The sequence below is a fragment of the Oceanisphaera sediminis genome (genome assembly GCF_039539745.1).
Classification (GTDB): Bacteria; Pseudomonadota; Gammaproteobacteria; order Enterobacterales; family Aeromonadaceae; genus Oceanimonas; species Oceanimonas sediminis.
On the sequence record NZ_BAABDS010000024.1, the window covers coordinates 111,149 to 128,699 of the forward strand.

The 17,551-nt window shown below is 58.3% G+C and carries 16 protein-coding genes; 13 read left to right on the plus strand and 3 right to left on the minus strand.

The genetic code is table 11. The features are described from left to right. Positions 1–80 precede the first annotated feature (80 nt). The 6 genes from rlmB (at position 81) to ABD827_RS07755 (ending at position 3,912) form a co-directional block, all read left to right on the plus strand. Complete coding sequence (gene rlmB, locus ABD827_RS07730) at positions 81–818, plus strand: 23S rRNA (guanosine(2251)-2'-O)-methyltransferase RlmB (RefSeq protein WP_298720047.1); 738 nt, start codon at positions 81–83, stop codon at positions 816–818. 88 nt (positions 819–906) lie between these two features. Next, on the plus strand, positions 907–1,770 hold the full coding sequence (locus tag ABD827_RS07735; RefSeq protein ID WP_344963817.1) for a DMT family transporter: 864 nt from the start codon (positions 907–909) through the stop codon (positions 1,768–1,770). Positions 1,771–1,963: 193 nt separating this feature from the next. Continuing rightward, complete coding sequence (gene rpsF, locus ABD827_RS07740; RefSeq protein WP_298720044.1) at positions 1,964–2,332, plus strand: 30S ribosomal protein S6; 369 nt, start codon at positions 1,964–1,966, stop codon at positions 2,330–2,332. Between the two features lie 27 nt (positions 2,333–2,359). Continuing rightward, complete coding sequence (gene rpsR, locus ABD827_RS07745) at positions 2,360–2,587, plus strand: 30S ribosomal protein S18 (protein WP_298720042.1); 228 nt, start codon at positions 2,360–2,362, stop codon at positions 2,585–2,587. A 39-nt stretch (positions 2,588–2,626) separates the two neighbouring features. Beyond that, entirely contained in the window at positions 2,627–3,076 is a 450-nt protein-coding gene (rplI, locus tag ABD827_RS07750) for a 50S ribosomal protein L9 (RefSeq protein ID WP_344963819.1), read from the plus strand. Between the two features lie 98 nt (positions 3,077–3,174). After that, positions 3,175–3,912, plus strand: coding sequence for a ferredoxin--NADP reductase (locus ABD827_RS07755; protein ID WP_344963821.1), 738 nt, complete (start codon positions 3,175–3,177; stop codon positions 3,910–3,912). A 74-nt stretch (positions 3,913–3,986) separates the two neighbouring features. On the opposite strand, the gene ABD827_RS07760 is transcribed toward ABD827_RS07755, so the two are convergent. Beyond that, entirely contained in the window at positions 3,987–4,154 is a 168-nt protein-coding gene (locus ABD827_RS07760; RefSeq protein WP_298720036.1) for a hypothetical protein, read from the minus strand. Positions 4,155–4,317: 163 nt separating this feature from the next. Between ABD827_RS07760 and ABD827_RS07765 the strand changes: the two genes are divergently transcribed. The 4 genes from ABD827_RS07765 to ABD827_RS07780 all read left to right on the plus strand — a co-directional run bounded on the left by ABD827_RS07765 (position 4,318) and on the right by ABD827_RS07780 (position 10,574). Next, positions 4,318–5,250, plus strand: coding sequence for an NADP-dependent oxidoreductase (locus ABD827_RS07765; protein WP_344963823.1), 933 nt, complete (start codon positions 4,318–4,320; stop codon positions 5,248–5,250). 30 nt (positions 5,251–5,280) lie between these two features. Continuing rightward, the gene (locus tag ABD827_RS07770; protein ID WP_344963825.1) at positions 5,281–8,088 is read left to right on the plus strand and encodes a M16 family metallopeptidase; all 2,808 of its coding nucleotides are present in this window, start codon (positions 5,281–5,283) and stop codon (positions 8,086–8,088) included. Between the two features lie 74 nt (positions 8,089–8,162). After that, positions 8,163–9,746, plus strand: a complete 1,584-nt coding sequence (gene gshA / locus ABD827_RS07775) for a glutamate--cysteine ligase (protein ID WP_344963827.1) — start codon at positions 8,163–8,165, stop codon at positions 9,744–9,746. A 75-nt stretch (positions 9,747–9,821) separates the two neighbouring features. Next, positions 9,822–10,574 carry a helical backbone metal receptor gene (locus tag ABD827_RS07780; RefSeq protein ID WP_344963829.1) on the plus strand — a complete coding sequence of 251 codons (753 nt, stop codon included), beginning with the start codon at positions 9,822–9,824 and terminating at the stop codon, positions 10,572–10,574. A 63-nt stretch (positions 10,575–10,637) separates the two neighbouring features. Here ABD827_RS07780 and ABD827_RS07785 read toward each other — a convergent pair whose 3' ends face one another. After that, positions 10,638–11,384, minus strand: coding sequence for an outer membrane protein assembly factor BamD (locus ABD827_RS07785; RefSeq protein WP_344963832.1), 747 nt, complete (start codon positions 11,382–11,384; stop codon positions 10,638–10,640). A 113-nt stretch (positions 11,385–11,497) separates the two neighbouring features. Here ABD827_RS07785 and rluD point away from each other — a divergent pair, with 113 nt between their 5' ends. From rluD to clpB, 3 genes are all read left to right on the plus strand, one after another. Continuing rightward, entirely contained in the window at positions 11,498–12,478 is a 981-nt protein-coding gene (gene rluD / locus ABD827_RS07790; protein WP_298723634.1) for a 23S rRNA pseudouridine(1911/1915/1917) synthase RluD, read from the plus strand. Further along, entirely contained in the window at positions 12,469–13,206 is a 738-nt protein-coding gene (yfiH, locus tag ABD827_RS07795; protein ID WP_344963836.1) for a purine nucleoside phosphorylase YfiH, read from the plus strand. The genes rluD and yfiH overlap by 10 nt, the downstream gene beginning before the upstream one ends. 111 nt (positions 13,207–13,317) lie before the next feature. Then, the gene (gene clpB, locus ABD827_RS07800; protein ID WP_344963838.1) at positions 13,318–15,891 is read left to right on the plus strand and encodes an ATP-dependent chaperone ClpB; all 2,574 of its coding nucleotides are present in this window, start codon (positions 13,318–13,320) and stop codon (positions 15,889–15,891) included. A 65-nt stretch (positions 15,892–15,956) separates the two neighbouring features. On the opposite strand, the gene ABD827_RS07805 is transcribed toward clpB, so the two are convergent. Beyond that, positions 15,957–17,156 carry an NnrS family protein gene (locus tag ABD827_RS07805; RefSeq protein WP_344963840.1) on the minus strand — a complete coding sequence of 400 codons (1,200 nt, stop codon included), beginning with the start codon at positions 17,154–17,156 and terminating at the stop codon, positions 15,957–15,959. Positions 17,157–17,551 lie beyond the last annotated feature (395 nt).

Here is a 17,551-nt window from a genome sequence, read left to right on the forward strand (position 1 = left end):
CCCGCCCCATTCCCTAATCCCTAATCCCTGGTCCCGATTCACCATTCCCTAATCCCCAATCCCCAATCCCGAGAATTTAAATGAGTAATGAACTGATTTTTGGTATTCACGCCCTCGATGCCCTGCTGGAAACTCATCCGGAGCAGGTATTGGAGGTGTGGTTGCTCAAGGGCCGTGAAGACGAGCGGCTGAACGCACTGCAGGCCCGCTTGCTGGCGGTAGGTGTCAAGGCCCAGCCGGCGAGCCGCTCGGCGCTGGATAACAAGGCCAAGGGTGGTCAGCACCAGGGTGTGGTGGCCAAGGTCAAGGCTCAGCCGGTGTTGAACGAGACGGATCTGGACCAGCTGCTCGCCACCCAGAGCAATCCCTTGTTGCTGGTGCTGGACGGCGTGACCGACCCGCACAACCTAGGTGCCTGCCTGCGTACCGCCGACGCCGCCGGTGTGCATGGCGTCATAGTCCCCAAAGACAAGTCTGCCAGCCTGGGCCCTGTGGTGCGCAAGGTGGCCTGTGGTGCCGCCGAAGTGGTGCCGCTGTTTCAGGTAACCAATCTGTCGCGTACCCTGCGTCAGCTGCAGGACAAAGGCGTCTGGGTGGTTGGTACCGCCGGTGAGGCCGATCACAGCCTGTATCAGGCCAAGCTCAGCGGCGCCCTGGCGCTGGTGATGGGGGCCGAAGGCAAGGGCATGCGTCGCCTGACCCGGGAGCACTGTGACGAGCTGGTCAGCATTCCCATGGGCGGGTCTGTATCCAGCCTGAATGTCTCGGTCGCCACCGGTGTCTGTCTGTTCGAAATGGTTCGTCAGCGCGGGCAATGATTGTGAGGGGCGAGGGGGGAATCTCACACCTTACCTCCTTACACCTCACTTTTCACAACAAATTTGTTAATCGGGCGGTGGAATTTACATGCAGCGCATAATGGGCCGTCTGGCGGCCGACCGGCAGATGCTGGCTATTTTATTGCTGGTGCTGGGCAATCTGATGATCTCGTTCGGCGATGTGCTGGTCAAATTACTGGGCCAGACCGAGGCGACGCCGTATCAGTATGTGGCGCTGCGCTTTTTGATGACCTCGGTGTTGCTGCTGCCGTTCTGGTGGCGGCTGCCGCGCGCGAAGAAGGGCTGGGGACAGTGGAAAATCCACCTGCTGCGCGGTCACCTGCTGCTGATGGGATCGGCCTGTGTCTTCATCAGTTTGATCTACCTGCCGCTGGCTACCGCCAACGCGGTATTTTATGCCTCGCCGCTGATGACACTGCCGCTGGCCGCACTGCTGAGCAAGGAACAGGTACGGCTGCCGGCCTATGTTATCAGTCTGCTCGGTTTTGGCGGCATACTGATCGTGCTGAACCCGGCCGAATGGCACTGGGCCGGCTGGGTAGCGCTGTTGACCGCCTTTTCCATGGCGGCCAGCAACGTGCTGGTACGTCGGCTGCCCCAGGGGCGCTCTGTACTGGCGACGCTGTTTCTGACCCAGGCGCTGGCCATACCGGTGAGTTTTGCCCTGGCTTTGCCCGGTTGGCAGCCGGTGGCGGGTGAGGTGTGGTTGCTGCTGATTGGCGCCAGTCTTATCGGCATCATCTATCAGGGCATCTGCATCCTGGCCTACGCCATGGCCGATGCCAGCAAGATTGCCGCCAGCGAATATTCGGGGCTTATCTTCGTTACCCTGATGGGTATGGTGCTGTTTGCCGAGTTTCCGGCGCTCAATGTCTACCTCGGCGCCGCCGTGGTGATCATCGCCATCGGTCTGCAACGCAGGCTGCGGTAAAAGCCGGGATTGGGGATTGGTAAAATCTCCCCATTCCCCATTCCCCATTCCCCAGCATTTAATTTCTTGCCGCCCGATTGGTTATCCCTTATACTGCGCCACCTTAAAATCAGTCGTTTTTAGCTACAAGTTCCTTGCCTCCGATGGTGTGACTGAGCCCACGCAGAGGCTATTAACCCGTAAGGAGCAATCCATGCGTCATTACGAAATCGTATTTATGGTTCACCCTGACCAGAGTGAACAGGTTCCCGGTATGATCGAGCGTTACACCAGCGCCATCACCACTTCAGGCGGTCAAGTTCACCGCATGGAAGACTGGGGCCGTCGCCAGCTGGCTTACCCGATCAACAAGCTGCACAAAGCTCACTATGTTCTGATGAACGTAGAAGCCGACCAGACTGTTATCGATGAGCTGGAAACTAACTTCCGCTTCAACGATGCCGTGCTGCGTAACATGATTATGCGCACCAAGCATGCGGTCACTGAGCCTTCTGAAATGGCCAAGGTCAGAGAAGAGCGTCAACCCCGTCGTGACGACGCTCGTGCAGAAGCTGCAGAGTAATCCACGTTTTAGCTGAGGAATAGAATCATGGCACGTTTTTTCCGTCGTCGTAAGTTCTGCCGTTTCACCGCTGATGGTGTTACCGAGATCGATTACAAAGACATCGCAACCCTGAAAAACTACGTTACCGAGTCCGGTAAAATTGTACCGAGCCGCATCACCGGCACCTGCGCTAAGTTTCAGCGTCAGCTGGCTCGTGCGATCAAACGCGCTCGTTACCTGGCCCTGCTGCCTTACACCGATCTGCACAAGTAAGCAGCGGCCTAACTCGCCAATATTTATAGAGGAAAGGTAATGCAAGTTATTCTGCTTGATAAAATCGCCAAACTGGGCGACCTGGGCGACCAGGTAACCGTTAAGTCCGGTTATGCTCGTAACTTCCTGCTGCCCAAGGGCAAAGCCGTTCTGGCCTCCAAAGACAACGTAGCGACTTTTGAAGCTCGCCGCGCTGAACTGGAAGCCAAACTGGCCGAGCAACTGGCTGCTGCGCAAGCCCGTGCCGACCAGCTGTCTGGTCTGGAAAATGTGGTTATCGCATCCAAGTCCGGTGACGAAGGCAAGCTGTTCGGCTCCATCGGTGCCCGCGACGTGGCCGACGCCATCACCGCTGCCGGTGTTGCCGTTGCCAAGAGCGAAGTTCGCCTGTACGACGGCGTTCTGCGTAACACTGGTGAGTACGAAGTGGGTGTGCAGCTGCACGCCGACGTTAAAGCGATCGTTAAAATTCAGGTCGTTGCTGCCTAAATCAGGCCGCTCGTTAAAAAAACCCGCGCTTGTCGCGGGTTTTTTATTGCCTGCAATAAGGCTACAGTGGGGGTGGGTCTAACGGGGGAGAGCACTGCATGGCAGACTGGATCACAGGCCGGGTCAAGGCCCGCAAGCAATGGTCGGATACGCTGTTTTCTCTGGTGGTGGATGCCGACGTCGAGCCATTCAAGGCCGGGCAGTTCACCAAGCTGGCCTGGCACGGCGAAGATAAAAAAGTGGCCAGGGCCTATTCCTACGTCAATCCGCCGGGGCAGGACTGCGAGTTTTATCTGGTGACCATTCCCGAAGGTCAGCTCACGCCTTATCTGGCCGGACTCGAGGTGGGGGACGAACTGCTGGTGCAGCGCACGGCGGCCGGCTTTCTGACTCTGGATGAAGTACCACCGGGCCGTGATTTGTGGCTGATGGCCACCGGCACCGGAGTGGGTCCGTTTGTATCCATTTTGGCGGAAGGTCATTGCTGGCAGCAGTTTGATAATATCGTGTTGGTGCACGGGGTGCGCCTGGGCGAAGAGCTGAGCTACCGAGAGCAGATCATCGAGCTAACGCAAGGCCAGCCCCGTTTTCACTATGTCCCCTTTGTCTCCCGAGAGACGGTGGCCGGTGCCGAGCCGGGCCGTATCACCCACGCCATTGCCGATGGCAGCCTGGAACAAAGAGTCGGCCTGACGCTCACCCCGGAGCACAGCCGGGTGTTACTCTGTGGTAACCCGCAAATGGTGCGCGACACCGTTACCGAACTCAAGCACAAGGGGCTGGCGAAACATCTGCGGCGCAAGCCCGGTCAGATCCTGATGGAAAATTATTGGTAAAAGAAGGGATTCGGGACTGGGGAATAGGGACTGGGGTTGCTAATTCCCTAATCCCGAGTCCCTAATCCCCGGGGTTACCGGGTTAAGACTATCATCAGACTCAGAAAAGCCGCCAGTCCCCAACCCAGGCCTATAATCCAGTAAAACACCCGGGCACCCTGTTTGATGGGAATACGGTTATAGAGTAAAAACAGATACCAGAACAGGGCCGGGATCAGCGGTAGCAAAAACAGTCGGGTCATGACAAAGGCCTTATGTGAACGAGATCCGGTGGGGATGGCTTTTATCCCTCTGTCACTGTATCAACGGGAGCGGCATTGGGCCAATGATCATTCAGGGTCAGGTGAGGCCATGCTATGTTGCGGGTCTGATGTCGGTTTATCGATGACGGATAAGGAGCAAGAGATGAAGCAATTGGTAATTGAAGCATTTGGCGGCCCGGAGCAGCTGACGCTGGTCGAGACCGAACATCCTCCGCTGACGGCCAGTCAGATACGGCTCAAAATGCACTTTGCCGGCGTGAACCCCGTCGATGCCAAAACCCGCGCCGGACTGGGCTGGGGAGCGCAGGCCGTCAAGGACCGGCTGCCCTGGTCGCCGGGCTTCGAGGTGATGGGGGAAGTGCAGGAAGTCGGTTCCGAGGTGTGCCGCTTCATGTCCGGTGATCGGGTGTTCGGACTGGTCTCCGGTGGAGGCTATGGTGAGGAGCTGGTGGTGGACTGTAACGAGATGCTACCGGTGCCCGAAGCCGTCAGCGATGAAATGGCCGCCGGTCTGGCGCTGGCCGGGCTGACCGCCTGGCAGGGGCTGACCGAACACGGTGGCCTCAAGGCCGGTGAGCGGGTGTTGATTGCCGCCGCCGCCGGTGGCGTGGGGCATCTGGCGGTGCAGCTGGCCAAGGATATGGGGGCCACGGTCGTGGCGCTGGGCTCGCCCGCCAATCATGATTTTCTGCGCAGTCTGGGGGCCGATGAGGTGCTCGACTATCGCGATGAAGCCGCCCTAAACGCCCTGGCGCCGGTGGATTTATTGTTCGACCTGGTGGGCGGAACTTCCGGATGCTCACTTTTGTCTCATGTTAAATCCGGTGGTCGGGTGGTGACGGTTCCGACCATTACCGCCGACGAGGTGATGGCGGCTGCCAGGCGGCAGGGGCTGACGGCCAGCGGCATGCTCAAGACTAACGACATCGAGCAGCTGGAGCAGTTGGTGCAGGCGGTGGCCGAAGGCCGGCTCAAGGTGGAAGTCAGCCAGGTATTCCCGCTGGCCGACGGTGTGGCGGCCCATCGCCAGATTGAAACCGGTCATACCCGCGGCAAGATACTGCTGCAGGGATAACCGGTTAGCGACTTGATATAAGGAAACCCCATGAAGTATTGGTCCCTGTTATTGTTGTTGTGCCCCTTGCTGGCACCGGCTGCCCCCGTGTTGGTGCAGGAGGTGGAGCAGGCAGAAGACGGGCTGGTGATCCCCTACCTGATGTATCGGCTGGATAATGGCCTGACGGTGCTGCTCAATGCCGACAAGTCCGATCCGCTGGTGCATGTGGAGATGACTTACCACGTTGGCTCGGCCCGGGAAGAGCCGGGCCAGACCGGTTTTGCCCACTTCTTCGAGCACATGATGTTTCAGGGCTCCAAGCACGTGGGTGATCAGGAGCATTTTCGCCTGGTCAACGAGGCCGGTGGCACCATGAACGGCACCACCAATCAGGACAGAACCAATTACTTCGAGACGGTTCCCGCCAACCATCTGGAAAAAATGCTGTGGCTGGAAGCGGATCGCATGGGGTTTCTGCTGGAAGCGGTGAGTCAGCGCAAGTTTGAAATTCAGCGTGACACCGTCAAGAACGAACGCGGTCAGCGCATCGATAACCAGCCCTATGGGCTGGTAGGCGAGCGTATGGGTGAACTGCTTTATCCGCGGGAGCATCCCTACAGCTGGCAACCCATCGGTTATGTGGAAGATCTGGACCGGGTTAACGTGGATCATCTCAAGGCGTTTTTCAAACGCTGGTATGGCCCCAACAATGCCACCCTGGTGATCTCCGGTGATTTTGAGACCGAGCAGACCCTGGAGTGGGTGGACAAGTACTTCGGCCCCATTCCCGCCGGCCCGACTGTGACCCCGGCCGAGCCGCAGCCGGCCAAACTGGAACAGAGTCGCTATCAAACCCTGGTCGACAGCCGTATTCGCATGCCGATGCTGTATCTGTCTTATCCTACCGTTTATCTGGGCCATAAAGACGAGGCGGCGCTGGATGTGCTGTCCAATGTGCTGGGTGGGGGCAAAAGCTCGCTGCTGTATCAGCAGTTGGTGGAAACCGGCAAGGCCGTCAGTGCCGGGGCCAGTCATTACTGCGCCGAGCTGGCCTGTACCCTGAGCGTCTGGGCCTATAGCAACCCGTCGAAAGACGGCTCCCTGGCGCCACTCAAGCAGGAGATCGATCGCATCGTGGCCGAACTTGCCGAGCGGGGCATCAAGGCCGACGACGTCGACAAGGCGGTGACCGAATTGCGTGCCGAGCTGATCCTCGGGCTCGACAGCACCAAAGGCAAATCCCGGCAACTGGCACTGGGCCAGGTGCTGAAAGACGACCCGCTCTATGCGATCAACGCCTGGCGTCAACTGGCCGAGACCACGCCCGAGCAGGTAACGGCGGTATATCGTCGATATCTGCAGAACAAGCCGGTGGCGGCGTTGAGCGTGGTGCCGACCGACAAAAACGACTGGCAGGCTGCCGCACCTAACTTTGAAGTAGCCGAGCGGACCTTGCCGGCCGCCGATGAGCTACTTGCGTCCTTACCGGATCGCAAGGTAGCAGACACCTTCGATCGCAGCCAAATGCCGGCGGCGGCAGAGCCGGTACACATCAAGGTGCCACCGCTGTGGCAGGATACCCTGGGCGACAACATTCAGCTGCTGGGCACGGTAAACGACGAGATACCGGCGGTATCGGTGATCCTGGCGCTGCCCGGCGGCCAGCGGGCCGAAAGCCCGGCTGACATCGGGCTGGCTACCCTGACGGCGGCGATGATGAATCAGGGCTCGGAACGGTTGAAAGCCGGCGCCTTCAGCGAAGCGCTGGAGCGACTCGGTGCCAGCATCAGCGTGCGCAGCGGTTTCTATACCAATCTGATTGAAATCACCAGCATGACAGAGACCCTGCCGCAAACCCTGGCATTGGTGGAAGAGCTGCTGTTTCACCCGGGGTTGCGTGAGCAGGATTTCGAACAGGTCAAATCCCGGCTGTTGGAGTCCATGGCCCAGAATCGGCACAGACCCGCCTGGCTGGCCCAGCAGGCATTTCGCCAGCTGATGTACGGCAATACCCGCATGGGCTTGCCGGACGAGGGCCGGGCCGAGCAAATCGGTGCCATCACGCTGCAGCAGGTGCGTGATTACTATCGGCGTTATTACAACCCGGCCAATGGTCATGTGCTGGTGGCCGGCGATCTGGCTCCCGAACAGGCCAAAACGGCATTCGGTTTTCTGACTCGCTGGCAGGGAGAGGCGGCACCCGTGCCCGAAGTACAGGTGGTACCGCAGCCGGCGGCGGCGGGCATTTACGTGGTGGATGTACCGGGTGCCGTGCAGTCGGTGCTGCGTATCGGCCGACGCGCCCTGCCGCTGGATGCCACCGGGCCTTTTTTCCATGCCAACCTGATGAACTTCAACCTGGGTGGCAACTTCAACAGTCGCATCAACCAGAACCTGCGTGAAGACAAGGGCTTTACCTATGGTGCCCACTCCTACTTTACCGGTAATCGCGATGCGGGCGTGTTCGTGGTGGCTACCGATGTGCGTGGCGATGCCACTGTGCCGGCCATCGAGAACATTCTGGCGGAGTTCAGTCGTTTCCGGGAGCAGGGCCCGAGTCAGGAGGAGCTGAGTTATCTGCGCAGCAGCTATTCCCAGCAGGATGCGCTGTCTTACGAGACCCTGGGCAACAAGGCGGGTTTTTTGCTGCAGCTGGCGATGATGCAGTTGTCGCCGGACTACCTCAATAAACAGCAGCAGATCGTGGCGGGCATCGACAGCGAGGCGCTGACCGGGCTCGCCGAGCAGTGGCTGGATCCCAACGATATGGTGGTAGTAGTGGTCGGCGACAAGGAAAAGCTTGAAAAATCGTTGGCGCAGCTCCATCTTCCGTTACACGACTTTACCATTGAGTAACGAGGCCAGACCTCTCGCGGGATCATCATTCCCCTTCGGGGGAATGATGATCCCGTGCCAAAGAGTAACCAATAATGACCAAAACAACGTTAACACTGGCCGAACGACTCCAGGCCTGGCAGACGCCGGCGCGCCTGCCAGCCATCAAGGGCATTCGTCGTGGCATAGAGCGCGAAAGCCTGCGCATCACGCCGGACGGTCACCTGGCCCAGACCGGCCACCCCGGTGTGCTGGGCTCGGCACTGACCCATGCCAACATCACCACCGATTTTTCCGAATCCTTGATGGAGTTCATCACACCGGTATCGGATTCGGTAGAGATATTGCTGGCGCAGCTGAGTGATATTCACGGCTATACCATGCGCCATTTGGGCGAAGAGCAGTTGTGGCCGCTGAGCATGCCCTGTTTGCTCAAGGGCGACGATCATATTCCGCTGGCTCGGTACGGCAGCTCCAACGTGGGCCGCATGAAAACCCTCTATCGGCAGGGGCTGCATCATCGTTACGGCAGCCGCATGCAGGTGATCTCGGGGGTGCACTTCAACTTCTCCATGCCGGACAGCTTCTGGAGTGAGTGGCACCAGCTTGAAGGCAACGGCGGCTGCCTGCAGGACTTTGTGTCCGACAAGTATCTGGGGTTAATCCGCAACGTCTATCGCTTTGGCTGGCTGATCCCCTATCTGTTCGGCGCCTCGCCGGCGCTGTGTGGCTCTTTCCTCGCCGGGCGCGAGCACCAATTGCCGTTTGAACGGCTTGGCAAGGGCACGCTTTATCTGCCTTATGCCACCTCGCTGCGCTTGTCGGACCTGGGCTATACCAACAATGCACAGGCCGACTTGGGGATTTCACTCAACAGTCTGGACGAATATGTGTCTTCGCTGCGCCGGGCCATCGGCACCCATGCGCCGGAATTTGCCAAAATCGGCGTCAAGGTGGACGGGGAATACCGTCAGCTTAACGACAATGTCTTGCAGATAGAAAACGAGCTTTACGCCCCGATCCGGCCCAAGCGTACCGCCGAAAGCGGCGAAAAGCCGTCGGAAGCCCTGGCTACCCGCGGCATCGAATATATCGAAGTGCGCTCGGTCGATGTTAATCCGTTTTCGGCGGTGGGCATCGATGCGGGCCAGATCCGTTTTCTGGATACTTTTCTGCTCTGGTGTCTGCTGACGCCGTCGGCCCCGCTGACGGAAGAAGAGATCGCCCTCAACCGGCGCAATTTCAACAAGGTGGTGCTGGAAGGGCGCAAGCCCGGCCTGGAGCTGGAAGTCTTTGGCGGCGACACCCTCAGCCTCAAGGCGCTGGGCGAACGTTACTTCGGCGAATTGAAAGAGGTAGCGGCGCTGCTGGATGCCTGTTGTGGCCGAGGCTGCTACGGCAAGGCCCACGCCCAGCAGCTGGCGGCAATTCAGGACCCGAACCTGACCCTGTCGGCCCGGGTGCTCGACGAACTGCAACAGAGTGGTCAGGACATTCTGCCCTTCGGCCTTGAGCTGTCGAAGCGCTACCAGCAACAGCTGCAGCAAAGCCGCCCGCGATACTGGGAAGACAGCTACTTCGATGAAGAAGGTGCCCGCTCCGGGATGCGTCAGCACAAGATCGAACAGTCCGATACCAGCGGCTTCGACGAATTTCTGCAGAATTACTTCGGGCAGTAAGCCGTCCAGAGAAAAGTGAAGGGGAGGCGTGAATGTTACGCCTCCCCTTTATTATTTTAAAAACAAGGAAGTGTGATGAGAATAGTGTGTCTGGTGCCGTCATGGACCGAAACCCTGATCGAGTGCGGTGTCAACGTAGTGGGTCGCACCCGATATTGTGTTCACCCGGCCGACAGAGTGGCTTCGTTACCCGTGGTCGGGGGCACCAAGGATGTGCAGTGGAACAAGGTGGCGGCGCTGGCGCCGGATATGGTGATTTTCGACAAGGAAGAAAACACCCGGGAAATGGCCGATAGCTGTCCGTTTCCTTACCTCGCCACCGATGTGAAGTCGGTTCACGACATGCCGCAGACGCTCACGCTATTGTCGCAACGGCTGGATTCTGACGCCCTGCAGGAGCTGGGTGTGCGCTACCAGGCGGTGCTGACGGAAAAGAAACCATGCTCGCCCGGGGTGTTGCCGTTGTTATCCGGTGACTGTGCTTCCTCGACTTCGGTGTTGCATGACCAGCGACCCTGGTTGTACCTGATTTGGCGAAGGCCTTTCATGAGTGTGGGCCGTGACACCTTCATTCATTCCATATTCGAGCATCTGGGGTTTGCCGGCAAGCTGCTTACCTTTGACGATCGTTATCCAACGTTAGAGACACAATGGATACGCGAGCAGAACCCGGTACTGCTTTGTTCCAGCGAGCCTTATCCCTTCGCCGGCAAGCTGGAACAGACCAGAGAAGAGCTGAAACTGGACGCGGTCTTGATCGACGGCGAGCCCCTGTGTTGGTACGGCATCCGCTCGCTGCGCTATCTGGAATTGATACCGGAGCGGTAATCAAATTAAGAAGCCGAGACAAAAAAGCCCGCAGACGCGGGCTTTTTTGTTGCTGGCAGATGATTAACCGGCAGGGAAGTTGGCTTTCAGCACCGCTTCGGCGTGGTTGGCCATTTCGCTCAGGCCCAGTTTGTCGTAAGCCTGGGTCATGATTTGCAGCGCCGGTTGCAGGGTGTCGGTGTCCGGGTAGGACTGCACCACAAACTTGGCACGGTTGGCGGCGGCCAGCCAGGCGCCCCGTTTCATGTAGAACCGGGCCACGGACAGGTCGTATTTGGCCAGTCGGTTTTTCAGCGCCACCATGCGGGCACGGGCATCGGCGGCGTACACGCTGTCCGGATATTGGCGCAGCAACTGGCGGAAGTCGGCAAAGGCCTGGCGGGCATAAGCCGGATCCCGGTCGGCCCTGTCTATATCCAGCAATTCCTGAAAGAAGTTGTGGTCGGTGGCCATGTTGGTCAGGCCCCGCATGTACTGGGCGTAATCGACGCTGGGGTGATTGGGGTTCAGGCGAATGAAGCGGTCGATATTGGCCAGGGCGCGGGCGGTGTCATCCTGCTTGTAGTAGGCATAGATAAGGTCAAGCTGTACCTGATTGGAGTAGGCACCAAACGGATAACGAGAGTCCATGGCTTCCAGCAACTCGGCGGCACGAATGAAATTGCCGGCCTGCAAGCGTTCCTGGGCATCCTGATAGAGCACTTCGGGCGGCTCGTCCGGCACTTCGTCTTTTTTGGTACTGGAGCAGCCGGTGGCGGTCAGTGCCAGGGCGAGAGTCAAAGTGAGCCATACGCTCCGTTGTTTAGCCATGTAAAGAGTCCATTTTTGCGATTCGGGAACCAAGTAAGCGGAAACTGATTAAGCTCAGCGCCAAGAACCGCTAGAATACCTAATTAAACATCATTTGGTAACCAGTGGTCTCTATGAGCCAGCAAATCGAACTCAACGGCGTTGTTGCCGATCATCAATACGGTCAGCGTTTGGATCAGACGTTGGCAGACATGTTCCCCGATTACTCCCGCACCCGCATCAAAACCTGGATTCAGCAGGATCAGGTGCAGCTGGATGGCCAGGTAGCCAACAAGCCACGGGAAAAAGTACTGTCGGGCCAGCAGGTGGTGATCCATGCCGAGCTGGAAGACGATGTGCGCTTCGAGCCCGAAGACATCCCTCTGAACATCGTCTATGAAGACGATGACATCATGGTCATCAACAAGCCGGCCGGGCTGGTAGTCCATCCGGGTGCCGGTACGCCGGGCGGTACCCTGCTCAATGCTCTGCTGCACTATTGCCCGAGCATTGCCGAAGTGCCCCGTGCCGGCATAGTGCACCGGTTGGATAAAGACACCACCGGTCTGATGGTGGTGGCCAAGACCATACCGGCACAAACGCATCTGGTCACCGCGCTGCAGGGGCGGGAAATTACCCGGGAATATGAAGCGGTCGCCATCGGTCACATGACGGCCGGCGGCACAGTGGAGGCCAACATCGGTCGTCACCCCACCCAGCGCATTCAAATGGCGGTGGTGCCCTCCGGCAAGCCGGCGGTCACCCATTATCGGGTGATGGAAAAGTTTCGTGCCCACACTCGCTTGCGCCTGCGGCTGGAGAGTGGCCGTACCCACCAGATCCGGGTACACATGGCGCACCTCAAGCACCCGCTGGTGGGCGACCCTGTCTACGGTGGTCGTCTCAAGCCGCCGCGCAGTGCCAATCCCGATCTGCTGGCGTTCTTGCGCAACTTCAAGCGCCAGGCTCTGCACGCCGTGATGCTGCGACTGGAACACCCGATCAGCGGTGAAATGATGGAATGGCATGCGCCCATTCCCGATGATTTTGTGGCCTTGGTTGAAGTTCTGCGCGCCGACACCAAAGATCATCCGGACGATCTGGTATGGATCTGATCCTGCCCGACTGGCCGGCGCCTACCAAGGTGTGTGCCGCTCAAAGCTCGCGCACCGGCGGAGTGAGTCCGGCGCCGTTTAACAGCCTTAACCTGGGCACCCATGTGGGCGACAAACCCGAGTGGGTGCAAACCAACCGGGAGCGGCTGTCAGCCTGCCTGAATTTGCCGAACGATCCGGTGTGGCTGGAGCAGGTACACGGCACCCGGGTACTGAACCTGCCGGATAACACCGGCAATCTTGCCGCCGATGCGGTGGTGACTCGCACCCCGGGTCAGGTTTGCGCGGTCATGACCGCCGACTGTCTGCCGGTGCTGTTTTGTGACCAGGCCGGCACCGTGGTGGCGGCGGCGCATGCCGGCTGGCGCGGACTGGCGGCCGGCGTGCTGGAAGCCACCTTGCAGGCCATGGCGGTTGCTCCTGGCGATGTCATGGCCTGGCTTGGGCCGGCTATCGGTCCGGCTGCCTTCGAGGTGGGTGGTGAGGTGAGAGACGTCTTTATCAGTCACTCTCCGCTGGCGGCGGATGCCTTCGTGGCTCATGGTGATGTGAATGACAATAAGTGGCTGGCCAACATCTATCAGCTGGCGCGGTTGCGGCTGGCGGCAGCGGGAGTTACGCATATTTATGGCGGTACACACTGCACCTATACCGACGCCCAGCGATTTTTCTCTTATCGGCGCGATAAGCAAACCGGTCGTATGGCGAGCCTGATCTGGCTGGATTAGCCAAAACTTATGTGCCGACTGCTTGAATTTACGTCATAAAACCCCATCTTTAGTATCAGTAATCAATCTTGTGTTCCCGTCAGGTGGCGGGGGTTTTCGAGGAGAATCCTGATGCGTCTCGATCGTCTTACCAGTAAGTTTCAGCTCGCCCTGCAAGATGCCCAATCGATGGCGTTGGGGCGTGATCATGCCTATATCGAACCGGCTCACCTGCTGGTGGCCATGCTTAATCAGGACGGCGGCACCCTGCGCCCGCTGCTGACCACCGCCGGTGTCGACAGCAATACCCTGCGGGTGGAGCTGGATAAATCATTGGATCGGCTGCCCAAGGTCAGCGGCGGCGACATGGATGTGCAGGTGTCGCCGGTGCTGGCGCGGCTGCTCAACCAATGCGACAAGCTGGCGCAGCAACGCAAGGATGCCTATATCTCCTCCGAGCTGTTTTTACTGGCGGCACTGGACGACAAGGGCGAGTTGGGCGAGGTGCTCAAACGGCTGGGCCTGACCAAAGACAAGATGAGCCAGGCCATCGATCAGGTACGTGGCGGCCAGAAGGTGGACGATCCCAACGCCGAGGAAAACCGTCAGGCACTGGAAAAATACACCATCGATCTGACCGAGCGGGCCGAGCAGGGCAAGCTGGACCCGGTGATCGGCCGGGACGATGAAATTCGCCGTACCATTCAGGTACTGCAGCGGCGCACCAAGAACAACCCGGTGCTGATTGGCGAACCCGGTGTCGGTAAAACCGCCATCGCCGAAGGCCTGGCGCAACGCATTATCAATGGCGAGGTACCGGAAGGGCTGAAGAACAAGCGGGTGCTGTCGCTCGACATGGGCGCGCTTATCGCCGGTGCCAAGTACCGCGGCGAATTCGAAGAACGACTCAAGGCACTGCTTAACGAGCTTGCCAAGGAAGAGGGGCAGGTGATTCTCTTTATCGACGAGCTGCATACCATGGTCGGCGCCGGCAAGGGCGAGGGCGCCATGGATGCGGGCAATATGCTCAAACCGGCGCTGGCACGGGGAGAATTGCACTGCGTGGGGGCGACCACCCTCGATGAATATCGCCAATATGTAGAAAAAGATGCCGCCCTGGAGCGTCGTTTCCAGAAAGTACTGATCAACGAGCCGACGGTGGAAGACACCATCGCCATTCTGCGTGGCCTCAAGGAGCGTTACGAGCTGCATCATCATGTGCAGATCACCGATCCGGCCATCGTCGCGGCGGCGGTGCTGTCGCACCGTTATATTGCCGACCGTCAGTTGCCGGATAAAGCCATCGATTTGATCGACGAGGCGGCGTCCAGCATCCGCTTGCAGATCGACTCCAAGCCGGAGCCGCTGGATAAACTGGATCGGCGCATCATTCAGTTGAAGCTGGAAGAGCAGGCACTGCTGAAAGAAGACGATGAAGGCAGCCGCAAGCGACTGCAGTTGATCCGTGATGAACTGACCGAAAAAGAAGGCGAGTATGCGGATCTGGAAGAAGTCTGGATCTCGGAAAAAGCCGCCATGGCCGGTACTCAGCATATCAAGGCCGAGCTTGAGCAGGTACGCCGGGAGCTGGATGTGGCGCGTCGAGCCGGCGATTTGGCGCGCATGTCCGAGCTGCAGTACGGTCGCATTCCCGAGCTGGAAAAACAGCTGGATCTGGCGGCACAGGCCGAAATGCAGGAACAGCATCTGCTGAAAAACCGGGTCACCGACGAAGAAATCGCCGATGTGCTGTCGCGCTGGACCGGTATTCCCGTGGCCAAGATGCTGGAAGGCGAAAAAGACAAGCTGCTGCGTATGGAAGACAGCCTGCACGATCAGGTGATCGGCCAGAACGAGGCGGTCGAGGCGGTGTCCAACGCCATTCGACGCAGCCGGGCCGGGTTATCCGATCCCAATCGGCCGGTAGGGTCTTTCCTGTTCATGGGCCCGACCGGGGTGGGTAAAACCGAGCTGTGCAAGGCGCTGGCCGATTTTCTGTTCGACAGCCGCGATGCCATGGTACGTATCGATATGTCGGAGTTTATGGAGAAACATTCGGTGTCTCGCCTGGTGGGCGCGCCTCCCGGCTACGTGGGCTATGAAGAGGGCGGTTACCTGACCGAGGCAGTTCGGCGCAAGCCCTATTCGGTGATCCTGCTGGATGAAGTGGAGAAAGCGCATCCGGATGTGTTCAACATCTTACTGCAGGTGCTGGATGACGGCCGTCTGACCGATGGCCAGGGCCGTACCGTGGATTTCCGCAATACGGTGGTGATCATGACCTCCAATATCGGCTCGGATCTGATTCAGGAGCACAGCACCGATAAGGATTATGATGAAATGAAGGAAATGCTGATGGGTGTGTTGAGTCATCAGTTCCGTCCCGAATTCATCAACCGTATCGACGATATCGTGGTATTCCATCCGCTGGCAGAAGACCAGATCAAGTCCATTGCACGCATTCAGCTGCAAGGGCTGGTAGAGCGGCTCGAAACCAAGGGATTCGAGGTCACCATTACCGAACGGCTACTGGAAAAGCTGGCCCATGCGGGCTTCGATCCGCTGTTTGGTGCCCGCCCATTGAAGCGGGCGGTACAACAGAAAGTGGAAAACCCGCTGGCACAGGCCATGCTGTCCGGCAAGGTGGTTCCCGGCAAGCCGCTGGAGCTGGATGCCGACAGCGACGGGCTGATACTCAATCAGTAAAGCAAGCTGTAAGGGGTGAGGGTTTTACACCTCACCCTTCTCGCCTCACTCTTCATCTCACTTGTTTACCCCGGACGGTCGTCGATTCTCGGGCGGGTCAGTATCGGCCAGTATACCCAGCTGAAAATCCCAAAGGCCAACATCCAGGCCAGGGCGCTGGTGTGGTAGGCCATATTGGTCATGCCCGGGAGCAATATCGGGAGCAGGCTTCGTATCAGTGCCGCCAGAAGCAACAAGACGAAGGCGATCACCACCGGGCGACCTATGACCAGTGGCCGACCCGAATGACCAAGCGATACTCGGGCGATCATGCCAAGAATGACCATACCGAGAGCGCCGGTGGTCAGCCAGTGGGTGGCGAGAGAGATACTGATGCCCCATTGCAATAGTGCCGCCGCCAGAGCCAGTAACCCCAGGGGTATAAAGAGATAGCCCAGGTGAAGTATCCATAGCAGGGGAATATTCGGTGTCAGTTTACTGTTCCAGCGGGCCAGGCGAATAAGGTTGGCAAGCGCGGCAATCAGCAGCATGACAGCCAATACGTTATTAAAGCCGTCGGTACGTGGTAACAGTAGCCAGCCAAGTACTCCCAGCCAGAGTGTGCCCAGGCTCAGTTTTTCAAGCCAGGGTCGGGGCTCCGGCTTGTCGGTATTGGTAGCTCGAGCAGTAAAGAAGGGGATCACCCGACCACCCATCACGGCAATCAAACCACTCAGTGCCAGTACGGCGGTAACGAATACTCGCTCGGCAAGTAACCAGTTGCCACTGAAGGCGGCGTAATAGCTGAGCGCATTGAGCAGAGTGAACACGACAAACAAGGGTACAAAGAACAGGTTGCGCCATTGCTTCACTTGTAACACGGGCCGAGCCACCATGCCGGCCACCAGGGGGAGCCACAGTAAGTCGAGCGTGATCACCAGTGGATTTAGTTCTCCGCGTAGTGGCATCAACAGGCGGGGCAGCAGCCAAAGTCCGGCGACTACCGCCAGAGGCCAGCCACGTATACCGGCAATACCGGTCCAGTTTTGCATGGCGGTAAGCACGAAGCCGGCGACGATGGCCAGGGCAAAGCCGAAGATCATTTCATGGGCATGCCACCAGATGGGGTTACCTACTCCCGGCAATACGGCCATGCCCGACAGGCTGAGTAACCACAACAACATGGCCAGAACAGAAAAGAGGGCGCCGCCCAAAAAGAAGACCCGGAAACCAAGCCGGAACAGGGGCCAGATTCTGCTCTCTTTTTCGGCATCGAGTATTTGCATGACGGTTACCTTTATAAGTATTTAATATGCATATTATTGTTGTTGCGAGAAGAATAACGAGAGCAGGATCAAAATAGGCTGATTAAGGGTACTATCCGATTAAATAAAAGTCGCATTGGTCGAGTTATAGTCAGTTGGCCATCAAAGGCCTGTTTTTGTCAAAAAAGCCCTTGCGCAAAATCAGCGGTTCCCTATAATGCGCATCCACTGACACGGGGCAACACGCCAACGGTCACAAGGGTTTGAAGACAACGAAACAAAGTTTGATTCAACGCTTGACGAACACTGCGGAATGCGTAGAATACGCATCCCTGACCTGAAATAAGGTCAACGCTCTTTAACAATATATCAAGCAAACTGTGTGGGCACTCGCAGGTAGTTGGGAAACAAAAAAT

What these genes read in the sequence shown, in the direction of transcription:
- rpsR (WP_298720042.1), top strand. Translation starts at nt 2,360, where the DNA reads ATGGCACGTTTTTTCCGTCGTCGTAAGTTCTGCCGTTTCACCGCTGAT.
- rplI (WP_344963819.1), top strand. Translation starts at nt 2,627, where the DNA reads ATGCAAGTTATTCTGCTTGATAAAATCGCCAAACTGGGCGACCTGGGC.
- rlmB (WP_298720047.1), top strand. Translation starts at nt 81, where the DNA reads ATGAGTAATGAACTGATTTTTGGTATTCACGCCCTCGATGCCCTGCTG.
- ABD827_RS07785 (WP_344963832.1), bottom strand. Translation starts at nt 11,384, where the DNA reads ATGGCTAAACAACGGAGCGTATGGCTCACTTTGACTCTCGCCCTGGCA.
- ABD827_RS07765 (WP_344963823.1), top strand. Translation starts at nt 4,318, where the DNA reads ATGAAGCAATTGGTAATTGAAGCATTTGGCGGCCCGGAGCAGCTGACG.
- ABD827_RS07780 (WP_344963829.1), top strand. Translation starts at nt 9,822, where the DNA reads ATGAGAATAGTGTGTCTGGTGCCGTCATGGACCGAAACCCTGATCGAG.
- gshA (WP_344963827.1), top strand. Translation starts at nt 8,163, where the DNA reads ATGACCAAAACAACGTTAACACTGGCCGAACGACTCCAGGCCTGGCAG.
- ABD827_RS07805 (WP_344963840.1), bottom strand. Translation starts at nt 17,156, where the DNA reads ATGCAAATACTCGATGCCGAAAAAGAGAGCAGAATCTGGCCCCTGTTC.
- ABD827_RS07735 (WP_344963817.1), top strand. Translation starts at nt 907, where the DNA reads ATGCAGCGCATAATGGGCCGTCTGGCGGCCGACCGGCAGATGCTGGCT.
- ABD827_RS07755 (WP_344963821.1), top strand. Translation starts at nt 3,175, where the DNA reads ATGGCAGACTGGATCACAGGCCGGGTCAAGGCCCGCAAGCAATGGTCG.
- rluD (WP_298723634.1), top strand. Translation starts at nt 11,498, where the DNA reads ATGAGCCAGCAAATCGAACTCAACGGCGTTGTTGCCGATCATCAATAC.
- clpB (WP_344963838.1), top strand. Translation starts at nt 13,318, where the DNA reads ATGCGTCTCGATCGTCTTACCAGTAAGTTTCAGCTCGCCCTGCAAGAT.
- rpsF (WP_298720044.1), top strand. Translation starts at nt 1,964, where the DNA reads ATGCGTCATTACGAAATCGTATTTATGGTTCACCCTGACCAGAGTGAA.
- ABD827_RS07760 (WP_298720036.1), bottom strand. Translation starts at nt 4,154, where the DNA reads ATGACCCGACTGTTTTTGCTACCGCTGATCCCGGCCCTGTTCTGGTAT.
- yfiH (WP_344963836.1), top strand. Translation starts at nt 12,469, where the DNA reads ATGGATCTGATCCTGCCCGACTGGCCGGCGCCTACCAAGGTGTGTGCC.
- ABD827_RS07770 (WP_344963825.1), top strand. Translation starts at nt 5,281, where the DNA reads ATGAAGTATTGGTCCCTGTTATTGTTGTTGTGCCCCTTGCTGGCACCG.